The 12,233-nt window shown below is 66.9% G+C and carries 13 protein-coding genes; 7 read left to right on the top strand and 6 right to left on the bottom strand.

What is annotated here, in order from left to right:
• Position 1: 1 nt before the first annotated feature.
• Both ACQY46_RS13800 and ACQY46_RS13795 read right to left on the bottom strand, forming a co-directional pair.
• A complete protein-coding gene (locus ACQY46_RS13800) occupies positions 2 to 514 on the bottom strand; it encodes a DUF302 domain-containing protein (RefSeq protein WP_428696615.1) in 513 nt (170 codons plus the stop codon).
• Positions 515 to 650: 136 nt separating this feature from the next.
• Positions 651 to 1,142, bottom strand: a complete 492-nt coding sequence (locus ACQY46_RS13795; RefSeq protein WP_428700488.1) for an Lrp/AsnC family transcriptional regulator — start codon at positions 1,140 to 1,142, stop codon at positions 651 to 653.
• A gap of 228 nt (positions 1,143 to 1,370) precedes the next feature.
• Between ACQY46_RS13795 and ACQY46_RS13790 the strand changes: the two genes are divergently transcribed.
• Positions 1,371 to 2,345, top strand: coding sequence for a sulfurtransferase (locus ACQY46_RS13790; RefSeq protein ID WP_428696614.1), 975 nt, complete (start codon positions 1,371 to 1,373; stop codon positions 2,343 to 2,345).
• A 76-nt stretch (positions 2,346 to 2,421) separates the two neighbouring features.
• On the opposite strand, the gene ACQY46_RS13785 is transcribed toward ACQY46_RS13790, so the two are convergent.
• On the bottom strand, positions 2,422 to 3,060 hold the full coding sequence (locus ACQY46_RS13785) for a uracil-DNA glycosylase family protein (protein ID WP_428696613.1): 639 nt from the start codon (positions 3,058 to 3,060) through the stop codon (positions 2,422 to 2,424).
• A gap of 182 nt (positions 3,061 to 3,242) precedes the next feature.
• Between ACQY46_RS13785 and ACQY46_RS13780 the strand changes: the two genes are divergently transcribed.
• Positions 3,243 to 4,814, top strand: coding sequence for a sensor histidine kinase (locus tag ACQY46_RS13780; protein ID WP_428696612.1), 1,572 nt, complete (start codon positions 3,243 to 3,245; stop codon positions 4,812 to 4,814).
• 54 nt (positions 4,815 to 4,868) lie between these two features.
• On the opposite strand, the gene ACQY46_RS13775 is transcribed toward ACQY46_RS13780, so the two are convergent.
• Entirely contained in the window at positions 4,869 to 5,933 is a 1,065-nt protein-coding gene (locus ACQY46_RS13775; RefSeq protein WP_428696611.1) for an alpha/beta hydrolase family protein, read from the bottom strand.
• A 151-nt stretch (positions 5,934 to 6,084) separates the two neighbouring features.
• Here ACQY46_RS13775 and ACQY46_RS13770 point away from each other — a divergent pair, with 151 nt between their 5' ends.
• A complete protein-coding gene (locus tag ACQY46_RS13770; RefSeq protein ID WP_428696610.1) occupies positions 6,085 to 7,119 on the top strand; it encodes a helix-turn-helix domain-containing protein in 1,035 nt (344 codons plus the stop codon).
• A gap of 2 nt (positions 7,120 to 7,121) precedes the next feature.
• On the opposite strand, the gene cobT is transcribed toward ACQY46_RS13770, so the two are convergent.
• Positions 7,122 to 8,150, bottom strand: coding sequence for a nicotinate-nucleotide--dimethylbenzimidazole phosphoribosyltransferase (cobT, locus tag ACQY46_RS13765; protein WP_428696609.1), 1,029 nt, complete (start codon positions 8,148 to 8,150; stop codon positions 7,122 to 7,124).
• Positions 8,151 to 8,257: 107 nt separating this feature from the next.
• On the opposite strand from cobT, the gene cobS reads away from it, so the two are divergent.
• The 4 genes from cobS (at position 8,258) to ACQY46_RS13745 (ending at position 11,321) form a co-directional block, all read left to right on the top strand.
• A complete protein-coding gene (gene cobS, locus ACQY46_RS13760) occupies positions 8,258 to 9,085 on the top strand; it encodes an adenosylcobinamide-GDP ribazoletransferase (RefSeq protein WP_428696608.1) in 828 nt (275 codons plus the stop codon).
• Positions 9,086 to 9,165: 80 nt separating this feature from the next.
• On the top strand, positions 9,166 to 10,359 hold the full coding sequence (locus tag ACQY46_RS13755) for an alpha/beta hydrolase (RefSeq protein WP_428696607.1): 1,194 nt from the start codon (positions 9,166 to 9,168) through the stop codon (positions 10,357 to 10,359).
• 63 nt (positions 10,360 to 10,422) lie between these two features.
• Complete coding sequence (locus ACQY46_RS13750; protein WP_428696606.1) at positions 10,423 to 10,605, top strand: DUF1289 domain-containing protein; 183 nt, start codon at positions 10,423 to 10,425, stop codon at positions 10,603 to 10,605.
• The gene (locus tag ACQY46_RS13745) at positions 10,605 to 11,321 is read left to right on the top strand and encodes a retropepsin-like aspartic protease family protein (RefSeq protein ID WP_428696605.1); all 717 of its coding nucleotides are present in this window, start codon (positions 10,605 to 10,607) and stop codon (positions 11,319 to 11,321) included. The genes ACQY46_RS13750 and ACQY46_RS13745 overlap by 1 nt, the downstream gene beginning before the upstream one ends.
• 24 nt (positions 11,322 to 11,345) lie before the next feature.
• Here ACQY46_RS13745 and ACQY46_RS13740 read toward each other — a convergent pair whose 3' ends face one another.
• Positions 11,346 to 12,176, bottom strand: a complete 831-nt coding sequence (locus ACQY46_RS13740; RefSeq protein ID WP_428696604.1) for a sulfite exporter TauE/SafE family protein — start codon at positions 12,174 to 12,176, stop codon at positions 11,346 to 11,348.
• Between the last annotated feature and the right edge of the window lie 57 nt (positions 12,177 to 12,233).

The raw sequence follows: 12,233 nt of genomic DNA, 5'->3' as shown, positions 1-12,233 counted from the left end.
GCTACTCGCCGGCCGCCTCGCCGACGATCCCGGAAAGGAGTTCGTTGACGGCGGCAAGCGCCTTGCGGGAGGCTTCCGTCCCGGTTTCGGGCAGTCGCCTGTAGCCGACCGTCACCTTGCCCGGAGCATCCGGCGTTTCGTAGAGGAAGACCGAATAGGGACAGAAGGCGATGTTTCCCGCATCGGCCTCCATGGCCGCGCGCGACAGCGCGGCCGAGCAGAACAGCATCGCCTCCGCCCGGGTGAACACCTCTTCGCCCGACCCCACATCCTCGCCGGTGCGGGCCAGCATCTCGCCGATGCGCGAGACGTAGTCGATGACGAGGCCGCGATTGATGATCGCGTTCTCGACATCGAAGCGCACGTCATCGAACGCCGCCTCGACGACACGCGTCTCGGCTACGGGAGAGATGTCATCGGCGAAAGAGACCGGGACCGCACCGAAGGCGGCAAGCCCGAGCGCGACCACGCCGCTGCACAGGCCGCGGCCGACAATCCAGCACAATTGCATCATGAGAACCTCCAGCGAGCGTTCCCGCCACCGCCTGAACCGGGCCGCAGCGTGGTATCGCCCGGCACACTAGCCCAGAGCGCGGCCGGGCGCCACCAACACATGCAAAAACCCGAATACGTCTGATGCCGCTCCGCCCTCAGTCGTCCTTCTCGGACCGTGGCTTCTCCGTCTGCACATAGGCAAGCGGCAACTGGCTGGTCGACTTGATCTGCTCCATCGCGAAGGATGTCGAGACGTCGGAAATGTCGATCTTGGCGATGAGCCGCTTGTAGAAGGCGTCATAGGCCTCGATGTCCGGGACCGCGACGCGCAGCAGATAGTCCACCGCTCCGGCCATGCGGTAGAACTCGACCACCTCCGGGAACTCCGAGATGACGTCGGCGAACTTGCGGAGCCAGTCGTCATTGTGCCGCGAGGTCGTGATCGAGACGAAGGCCGTGACCTTCACGTTGATCTTCTTCGGGTCGAGGATGGCCACCCGCCTCTGGATGACCCCGTCCTCCTCCAGTTTCTGGATGCGACGCCAGCACGGGGTCGTCGACAAGCCGACTCGCCGGCCGACTTCGGCCACCGGAATCGTGCAGTCCTCCTGGAGAATGGAGAGAATTCGGCGGTCGATGCGGTCGATCATGGATTTCCGGTCCGGATGGCAGTCGACAGAGCTGGATTCATTTTTTATGAAACGCAGACATGCCGATACTGGTTTTCTTTGGTCACTGCACTTCTGGAGAATTTTAGATTTTTCTTCCAAGAGCACACTGAATTCCGCTTGCCGCGTTTTCCAGTCGATGTCAACTCAAAGCTTGAAATTCAAATCCCGGAGCGGATCCGGGAGCCCATCAAGCGGAGACGCGACATGTTTCCCCTCACCCGTATCGCAGCAGCGCTCGGCATGTTCCTGGCGATTGCGATTACCCAGACCGCGCTGGCCGCACCGGCGGTCACTCCGCTGGTCACCACCGGGTGGCTGGCCAATCACATCGAGCGCGAGGACATCGTCATCCTCGACATCCGCTCTCCCTTCGCCAAGTCCGGCAAGGACGACTACCTCAAGGGGCATATCCCCGGCGCCGTGTGGAGCGAGTATCCCGGCTACTGGCGCACCGATCGAGGGTCCGTCGTCGGCGTCCTGCCCTCGGTGGAAAAACTGGAGGCGGCCCTTTCCGAGATTGGCGTGTCCGAGGACAAGGCCGTGATCATCGTGCCGGCGGGCGGCGACAGTTCCGAGTTCGGCGCGGCGGCGCGCATCTACTGGACCTTCAAGTATCTCGGCCATGACGCGGTCGCGATCCTCGACGGCGGCCACAAGGCCTGGACAGCAGAAAAGCGTCCGCTCGAGACAGGCAACGTCACCCCGGTCGGGGACATGTTCATCGCCGAGCCGCGTGACGACTATCTGGTCCAGACATCGGACGTCGCCAAGCGCCTCGACACCTCGGCGATCCTGGTGGACGGGCGCCCCGCCGACCAGTTCGCCGGCAGGGACAAGTATTCGAAGGCAACGCGCTTCGGCCGTATTCCCGGAGCGCTCGGGCTTGACCAGGCCGGCTTCTACAATGACGCCGCCGGCAAGCTGAAGCCGCAGGCGGAGATTGCGTCCCTGGTTCCGGAAACCCTGGCCGACAAGTCGGTCGAGATCGTTTCCTATTGCAACACGGGTCACTGGGCCGCGACGAACTGGTTCGTCCTGCACGAGGTTCTCGGCTACGAGAACGTCTCCCTTTACGACGAGAGCATGGTCGGCTGGTCGCAGGACGGCTCGTTGCCGATGGCCTCCGAGCGCACCACGCTCGACGACCTGCGCGCCTTCCTGGGCGATCTTTTCGGCTGATACCGAAACATCTCCTCTGCGGTATCAATCCGGACAACCTTGCGCCGGCCCTTCAAACGGGCCGGCGTTTTTTTGCTCATCCGGTCAGTCGCGCCACCTCGGCGCGCAGGACCGGCAGGCAGTCCTCCTCGAACCAGGGGTTCTTGCGCAGCCAGGCATTGTTGCGCCAGGAGGGATGCGGCATGCAGATTGCGGCCACTCCTTCCTCTCCGGTCGCCTCGTAGATCTCCCGCCACGCGCCAACCGTCTCGCGAACCGACCCCCGAGCATGCCCGCCAAGGTGGTAGGACTGGGCATAGGCGCCGATGACGATCTTCAGCCGCAGCTGCGGCATGCCGGCAAAGACGCGGTCGTGCCAGAGCCGCCGGCATTCGGGACGCGGCGGCAGGTCTCCGCCCTTCGCATCGAGGCCGGGGAAGCAGAAACCCATCGGCACGATGGCCAGGCGCGCTTCATCGTAGAAGACATCCTCTCCGATCCCCATCCAGTCGCGCAGGCGGTCCCCGCTCGGGTCCGTGAACGGCCGGCCGCTGGCATGCACCCGCGTTCCCGGCGCCTGGCCGCAGATCGCGATCCGTGCGGTGGCGGACAACACGCAGACCGGTCGCGGCGCATGCGGAAGCGGCTTCCGGTCGGGAGCGTCGACGCAGCGGCGGCAGGCGGAAATCTCTCCCGCCAGCGCGTCCAGTCCATCCTTCTCGGGTGCGCGCGCCATCCTTGCTTCTTGCAAGCTCCTGAAAGAACACCGATCCGCGTATTTGGTGCGGGCCGGCATCATGACCGGCACGAGACGTTTTGTTAACCACGTCCTTGAGGCGGATATTAAGGGTTGGTCACCATGATGAAGCGGTTTCAAGCATACGGGGCAAGGTCCCGGCAACCGGACGTCTGCAACACATGGCCGCGCAGGAAACAACGACCAGCAGCGAGGCGAAGACCGCACTCAACAGCGAACGTGCCCGGCGGCGGCGCGACGTGGCGCGCACCGTGCGCAACGTTCGCGAACGGCTGTCGGTCAGCGACGGAAACGAGGCGAACTTCGAATACGAACTGCTGCTGACCTTCTCCAAGAACCGGCTGAGCGCGGCGATCGCGCTGCCGCTCTTCGCACTGATCGTCGGCAGCATCTCGCTGTTGTGGATGCGCGCCGAGCTGATTGTCGGCTGGCTGACCTTCAACATCATCGCCCATGTGCTGCTGCTGATGGCCTGCCGCCGCTTCGATCGCGAGGTACCCGTCGACGACGACCTGCGGCGCTGGCGCCGGCAGATGATCAGCGGCGACATGCTCTACGGTCTCACCTGGGCCGGCTTCTTCCTGCTCCAGTCCACGGCTCCCGGTCACGACGGCTCGGAGATCTTCCAGTTCGCGACGATGCTGATCGTCATCGCCATGCTGACAATGCTGTCGGCCAGCCAGCCGAAGGCGCTGCTCGCCGGCACGCTGCCGATCACCCTGGCGATCGTGGTCTCGTTCCTGAACCAGCAGTCGGCCATCCACTACGCCATGATGGCGATGGCCATCGGTGCGCAGGGCTTTTTCCTGATGCTCGGCAACCAGCTCCATATCTCGACCGTGACGATGCTGGAGTTCCGTGCCGAGAAGGATCACCTGATCGCCGAGCTGGAACAGGCCAACGCAATCTCCGACGAGGCCCGGCGCCGCGCCGAGGAGGCCAACCTCGCCAAGTCCCGTTTCCTGGCAACCATGAGCCACGAGCTGCGTACCCCGCTCAACGCCATTCTCGGCTTTTCCGAGGTGATGAAGAACCAGTTGCTGGGTGCGCTCGACAATCCCACCTACCGGGATTACGCGGCCGACATCCACAATTCCGGCCAGCACCTTCTCAACCTGATCAACGAGATCCTGGACCTGTCACGGATCGAGGCCGGCCGCTACGAGCTCAGCGAGGAAGCGGTGCCGCTCGCCGAACTTCTCGAAGACTGCAAGCACATGATGGCGATCAGGGCCAAGAAGAAGCACATCTCCATCGTCGAGACCTACGAGGCCGACCTGCCCAAGCTGTGGGCCGACGAGCGCGCCGTCCGGCAGATGATCCTCAACCTGATGTCGAACGCGGTGAAGTTCACCCCGACCGGCGGCGAGGTGCAGATCAAGGCCGGCTGGACGGCCGGCGGCGGTCAGTACATCTCGATCCGCGACAACGGTCCCGGCATCCCCGAGGACGAAATCCCGATCGTCATGCAGGCCTTCGGCCAGGGCGCCATCGCCATCAAGAGCGCCGAGGACGGGACGGGCCTTGGCCTGCCGATCGTCCAGGCGCTGGTCCAGATGCATGGCGGCAAGCTGGAACTGCGCTCGAAGCTGCGCGAGGGCACCGAGGTCATCGTCACCTTCCCCGCCTCGCGCGTGCTGGAAGCGATGCCGGCGCTCGAGGAAACGGCAGCCGCCAATACCGACCCGCGCCGCGCCGCCATGCGCCGGTCGATGATCCGCAAGGCGTCCTGAGGCGGGGCGGACACGCTTCGTCCGCCTCTCCCTGCCCTTCGTTCCCCCGCCTGCTCAAGGTGCGAGTTCCAGAAACTCCGCCACGATCCCGACGATCTCCTCATGCGCCCGCGCCCGTTCGGTCCCCTCCGGGTCGTCGCAGATCGGATCGTCCTCCCATTTGCGCAGCAGTTCCGCGCCTCCCGGCTTGCACACGCCAAGGAAGGTGAAATGATGCGCGGGTGCGACCGCCACGTGGCGCGCGCCGGGAAGCCGGGCGGCAAGACCGCTGCCCCTCGGGCCGACATCCACCGCCGGCCAGCGGTGCTCCTCGCCCAGGTTGACGAAGAGCACCGGCACCCGAACGCCCGCGAGGCTTTCCTCAACCGCGGCATGGGTGAAGCCGGGATCGACAGAGATCACGGACGAGACACGTGCGTCCCGCATGTCCGCCGAAAAGCTCTCCGGCAGGCTGTCGAGGCGGACACCACCCTTGGCGAGAAAGTCGCAACCGGGCGACGACTCCCCGGCCTTGCGGCAATAGCCGGCAAAGGCGTCGCCATCGAACCGCAGGCCGGCGAGCCCCAGAACGGTGCTGCCGCCAAGCGAAAAGCCGAGCGCCGAGACGCGATCACGGTCGACATGCGGTGCGAATTGCGGATCGGCGAGCAGGGCCTGGAGCGCGGCGCCCAGATCGGCGGCCCGCGGTGCCAGCCGCATGGTCCGGCGCGGCGAGGAGTCCCCGGACGTCGTGCCGGGATGATTCACCGCGAGCACGATGGCACCGCGTGCGGCGAGGCGCGAGGAGAGCCAGGCAAGGCCATCCATCGCCCCGCCCGAACCGTGCGACACGAGCACCAGCGGATACCGCCCCTCGGCAACCGCCGCCCCGACATAGGCCGGCATGCCGACGAACAGGGCGCTGTCGCCGATGGTGTTGCGATAGGTGACGCGGCCGGCCGGATACCAGACCGATGCGGCAAGCGGCATGGCCCGATGGCGGGCCGGCACGTCCATGCGGTCATAACCGGGCAGGTCGGCCAGACCTTCGGAAGCCGCCACCGGGGACAGCGGCGCCACGCCGGCAAACAGGGAGGCTGTCAGGGCGACTGTCAGGGCCGCGAGGATCAAGCGTTTCATTGCGGGAACTCCGTTGATAGCAAGGAGCTCCCGAATGGCAGGTTACGACCGTTGCTTGCGTCCTGAAACGCGATCTGGGACGACTGGAACCGGATCTTGCACCATGGATTCGCTCTCTCCCGCGTTGCCCCCGACCCGTGAAGGAACCTTGATGCTTGTCCTGCCGATCCCTCTTGCGGTCGCCCTTGTGCTGACTTTCCTTGCCTGCCGCTTCGTGCTGCTGCGGGACGGTCCGTCCCTCTTTCCGCTGCTGCTCGGGGCGGCGGCACTGCAGGGAACCCTGATTTCCCTCGTCCAGCACTACGGCATCGCCGCGCTCCAGCCGGTGCTGCCGGTGACCGCCTCGCTGGTGCCCCCTCTTGCCTATCTCGCGTTCCGCCAGGCGGCGATCCGCGCACCCGCCCTGCCCGGTGCCCTGCCTCATGCGCTGGCGCCACTCGCCACGGGCCTTTCCGTGCCGCTTGGCCAGGGCGCGCTGCACTGGCTTCCCGATGCGGCCCTCGTCGCACTCTATGCCGGGTACGGCACGGCGATCCTGCTGCAGGCGCGCGGCCGCGAAGACCTGCCGCTCGCGCGGCTCGAGGCAGGTCGCCTTCCGCAACGCATCTGGCAGGCCGTCGGCGCCTCGCTTCTGCTGTCGGCGGTCAGCGACACGGCGATCGCCATCGCGCTGCTGTCCGGCGAAGCGTGGCTGCGCCCCCTTGTCGTCAGCCTCACCTCGTCACTGGCGCTGCTGGCCGTGGGGCTGCTCGGTCTTGTCGCCGCGCGCCCCGGGTCGGTTGGAGAGGACGAAGAGCCCGGTGCCGGCGACACCGTCGCCAGGGACGCCGGGGCGGACATCGCGGCCGACAGGGAGTTGATGGCACGCCTCGACGCGCTGCTCGACCGGGACGGCGCGTGCCTCGATCCGGACCTGACGCTTGCCCGCCTCGCCCGGCGCCTGCACGTTCCGATGAAACAGCTGTCAGCCGCGATCAACCGCACAAGCGGCGAGAACGTATCGCGCCACGTCAACGGCTACCGCATCCGCCACGCCTGCAAGCTGCTTGGAGAGGGCCACAGCGTCACCGCCGCGATGCTCGCCAGCGGCTTCAACACCAAGTCGAACTTCAACCGCGAGTTCCTGCGGGTAACCGGCGAGACCCCCAGCGCCTGCCGGGCGCGCATTCTCGGCTCTGCCGGCTAGCTTCAGCCCTCGCCCTTCCCGGAAACGCCGGCGTCCGCGAACGTCGCCATGCCGTCATGCACCTGGGCGGCGGCCTTGACGATGCCGGCGGCGAGCGCCGCGCCGGTGCCCTCCCCGAGCCGCATGCCGAGGTCGAGCAGCGCCTCCTTGCCCATCGCTTCCAGCGCCCGGCGATGCGCCGGTTCGGCCGAGACATGCGCAAAAAGGCAGTGGTCGAGCGCGCGCGGATCCATCGCGTGCAGGACGGCAACGGCGGCGGTTGCGACGAAGCCGTCGACGATCACCGGGATGCGCTGCAGGCGCGCCGCGACCACCGCCCCTGCCATGGCCGCGATCTCGCGCCCGCCGACCCGGCGCAGCACCTCCAGCGGGTCCTTCGTGCCGGCGATGCGGTTGACCGCCTGCGTCACGGCGGCGCGCTTGCGCGTCATGCCGTCATTGTCGACACCGGTGCCCGGTCCGACCCATTCGGCCGGATCGCCGCCAAACAGCGCCGCCAGCACCGCAGCCGCCACGGTGGTGTTGGCGATCCCCATCTCGCCGATGCACAGGAGGTCGGCGCCGCCGGCGGCGGCCTCCATGCCGAAGGCCATCGTCGCGGCGCAATTCGGCTCGTCGAAGGCATCTTCCTCGGTGATGTCGGGCGTCGGCATGTCGAGCGCGAGATCGAACACCTTGAGCCCGAGATCGTGGGCGATGCAGATCTGGTTGATCGCCGCGCCGCCTGCCGAGAAATTCTCGACCATCTGCCGTGTCACGCTGGCCGGAAACGCCGATACGCCCTTGTCCGCGACGCCGTGATTGGCGGCGAAGATCGCCACGATGGGGCGCGTCACCTTGGGGCGCCCCTTGCCGCTCCAGCCGGCCAGCCATTCGGTCAGCGTCTCCAGCCGGCCGAGAGAGCCCGCAGGCTTGGTCAGCTGCGCATCCCTCGCCCGCACCTCGGCGACCGCCTCCTCGTCCGGCCCCGGCATCTGCCGGACAAGATTGCGGATGTCGTCGAATGGCAGGGCGGACTGGGACACGGTCATGAAACAGGAACTCCGGCTGGCGGCGGCGAGCCGCCTGAACTTGGCGGCGGGCGGGCGCCGATCTATAAACCGACGGGCACGGGCTCGCAAAGGCGGACGGACAGAAAATGACAGGCGACCATCCGCAAGACGGCGAAAGCCCCGCTGGAGGCATCTCACGCGCGATGGCGGATCTTGCCGCCTGCCTCCGCTTTTTCTCCCGTCTTCCCGTTCCGTGCGTCAACAAAACCGACAATCCGGCCGCGCTTCCCGACTTTTCACGCGCGGCCTGGGTCATGCCGCTGGCCGGTGCCGTGCTGGCGCTGCCGGGCGCGCTGGTTCTCTTGGTCGCCGGCGCGACCGCGCTGCCCGGCATGGTGGTCGCGATTCTGGCGGTGGGCGTCGGCATCGCCGTTACGGGCGGCCTGCACGAGGACGGGCTTGCGGACGTTGTCGACGGTTTTTTCGGCGCAGGAACGGCGGAACGTCGCCTCGAAATCATGAAGGACAGCCGCATCGGGGCGTTTGGAACACTGGCGCTGGTCCTTTCGGTTCTGCTCAAGGTGGCGCTCGTCACCGCCCTCCTCGAGCGCCACGCCGCTTTGCCGGCGGCCCTGCTTCTGGTCTGTGCCGAGGCGGGATCGCGGGCCGTGATGGCGGGCGTGTGGTGCGTCCTGCCCCCGGCGCGCCCCGGCGGACTGGCCAGTCTTTGCGGCACGCCGTCGCCCCGTGGCGCGGCGCTCGCGGCAGCGCTTGGCGGGGGCGCCCTTCTGGCTGCCGTCGCCGTCGTTCCGCTGGCGGCGGCGATGACGGCCCTCTTCCTGACGCTGCTGACCGCTGCGGGCATCCGAGGTCTCGCGCTGGCCAAGATCGGCGGGCATACGGGCGATGTCCTCGGCGCCGCCCAGCAGGTTGCGGTCCTCTCGATCCTGCTCGGCCTTTGCGCGGCCGCATGAGCGGCATGTCATCGCCTGCCGCTGCGTGATATGAAGACCTGGCGACCGGCCATCTGGCCGGCGATCCGGAGTTGCAGCAGTTGCCGACAAATACATCCCATTCCGCATGCCGCCGACATGCCGCCCCGGGCCGCTCCGCCACGGTTCGCCTGACGCTGATCCTCACACTGGCGACGGTGCTGGTGGCCTGCACCGGCCGACCAGGTCCAGGCAGCCTGGCGGTTTCGCTCGACGCTGCACCCGATGCGACCGAGCACACGGTGCTCGTCGCCACCACACGGCAACGCGACACGCGGCCCGGCAGCCTCTTCAGCGGCGAGCGCGCCGACGAACTGGACCACGCCGTCGCAACCGTCTCGGTCCCCCCCGGCCATGAGCCGGGCAAGATCGAGTGGCCGGGCACCGCGCCGGGAAATCCGGAAACGGACTTCACCATGCGCGCCGCCAGCTACGTGGACGACACAGGGTTTCGCGCGGCGCTGAACCGGGAACTGGCGAAAAGGCCGAAGGGCCAGCGCGAGGTCTTCGTCTTCGTGCATGGCTACAACACGCGCTTTCCCGAAGCGCTTTACCGGATGGTGCAGCTGAAGCACGATTCCGGCCTGCCGCAGGTCGCGGTGCTCTTCACCTGGGCCTCGAGCGGCGAGATCACCGGCTACCTCTACGACAACAACAGCGCCACCATAGCCCGAGACGGGCTTGAAAAGACATTGCGGGCAGTCGCCGCGTCCAACGCGGAAAAGGTCAATGTCCTGGCCCATTCGATGGGCAACTGGGTGCTGACCGAGACGGCCCGGCAAATCCGGATTTCCGGCAAGCCGCTGCCCCGCAACAAGATGGGGCTCCTGGCCATGGCCGCGCCGGATCTCGATGTCGATGTTTTCAAGTCGCAGTTGCGCCGCTCGGGCAAGCCCGACCGCCCCTATGTCATTCTCGTCTCGCGCGACGACCACGCCTTGCAGGCCTCCAGCCTGCTAGCCGGCGGCAAGCAGCGGCTCGGCGCCTATGACGACGAGGAGGGACTGGCCGAGCTCGGCGCCGTGGTCGTCGACCTGACCGAGGTCAAGGGCGCCGACGCATCGAACCACGGCAAGTTCGCGCAACTGGCGCAGGCAGCTCCCGAGCTGCGCCGGGCACTGGAATCGCTCGACCTGCGCGCGCAGGTCGGCACCACGGATGCGACAGTCGAAACGGTCGGAAACACGGCAAAAGCGGCCATCACCTTTCCCTTGCGCATCCTGACCGCTCCGATCACGGCCTTGTCGCGCCAATGACGCCGCACCACATCCTGGTCGATACATCCTGAAACCAAACGGACATCGGCACGGAATTTCCGCATGAGCGACATCGAAAGCCCCTGCATCAAGCTTTGCCGGATCGACGCGCAAAGCGGTCTGTGCGTCGGCTGCCTCAGAACGCTTGACGAGATCGCCGGCTGGGCCGGATTTCCGAGCGGCAAGCGCCGCGCGATCGCGCAGGAACTGCCCGGTCGCGCCCGTCTCGTTGAGGAGGCAGGCTGATGTTTCGCGGCAATCTCGCCGGCACCCTGGTGATCGCCGCCCTCCTGGTGATCATGACGGGCGCCGTGATCGCCTTTTTCGCCGGTGCGGAGATGCCCGCCGACGGATCGATGCTCTCCGACAAGGGGCCTCGCATCGTCGCGCTTGTCGCGCTGCTGATCGTCATCGGCGGCTCGATGCTCGCCGCGCCGCGCCAGGTTCCGGCGCTGCTCAAGTCGCTTGCCCTCTGGGCTCTTCTTGGCCTGTCTCTGGTGACGGCATACACCTATCGCAGCGAACTTGACGCCGTCCGGCAGCGCGTGTCGGGAACTCTGCTCCCGGGAACCGCCATGACCGACACGCGCTCGGGCACGATCACCGTGATCAGGGACCGGTCGCGGCATTACCGGATCAACGCTTCGGTGAACGGCGCGGCCATCGGGTTCCTCGTCGACACCGGCGCCTCGGTGGTGACCTTGACCGCAAGCGACGCGCGCGCCGCTGGCATCGACACGGCCGCCCTCTCCTACACGGTGCCGGTTTCCACCGCCAACGGGATCAGCCAGGTCGCGGCGATCCGGCTTGAAAGCCTGGAGATCGACAACCTTCGCCTGAGCGACCTGCGGGCCTTCGTGGCGCGCGAGGAGGCCCTTGAGACAAGTCTCTTCGGGCTTTCGGCGCTTGACCGGTTCAGCAGTTGGCGGGTCGAGGGCGACAGGCTGATCCTGCAGCCCTGATCCTCTTCCGCCTCCCTGCCTGCCTCAGCCCCACAGGCTCCAGGCGAAGCGCGCGGCAACGCTCAGCAGGAAGAGGCCGAAGAACACCTCGAGCTGGCGACGCGGCAGTGCATGGGCGATCTTCACGCCGAAGGGCGCGGCGAATGTGGTGATCGGGATGATCAGCGCGACGCCGAGCAGGTTGACATAGCCGAGAGAGAATGCCGGAAGGTCGGCCGCGCCCCAACCCGCCCAGATCATGCCGATGACGCCGGGAATGGAGATCAGCACGCCGGTGCCCGACGAGGTCGCCACCGCCTGGTGGATGGGCCTGCCGTATAGCGTCATGAAGGTGTTGTTCATGACGCCGCCGCCGATGCCCATCAAGGTGGAGAAAAAGCCGATCAGCATGCCGCAGGCGGCGCGTATCGGATTGCCGGGAATATCGGATCCCAGTTTCCAGCTCTCGCGGTTTAACAGCATGCGCAGGCCGACGACGACGGCAATGCCGGCGAAAATGCCCTTCAGGCTGTCACCCGACACATACGCCGCGACCAGGCTGGCGACCAGGACGCCCGCCGGCACGGGGATCAGCCAGCTCTTGAGCAGTTCGAGGTCCGCTGCGCCGCGCGCCTTATGCGCCATGAAGGAGCGGATGGAGGTCGGCACGATGATGCCGAGCGAGGTGGCGACGGAGACATGCATGCGCACGGATTCATCGACGCCCAGCCAGGTCAGGAACTGGTAGAGCACCGGAACGAGGACGGCGCCGCCGCCGATGCCGAACACCCCGGCAAGCAGGCCGGCCACCGCGCCTGACGCGATGAGAGCCACCACGAGGCCGATGACCTCGCCGTTGATCGACGACAAATCCATGAGAAGCCCCCAGCAAGATCGTGAGATGGCGTTGGAACGAGCCGTCGCGGGAACGGG

It is taken from the genome of Stappia sp. (genome assembly GCF_965276915.1).
Taxonomy (GTDB): Bacteria; Pseudomonadota; Alphaproteobacteria; order Rhizobiales; family Stappiaceae; genus Stappia.
The sequence above is the reverse complement of the archived record's forward strand: the minus strand, read 5'-3'. Positions and strand labels throughout refer to the sequence as shown.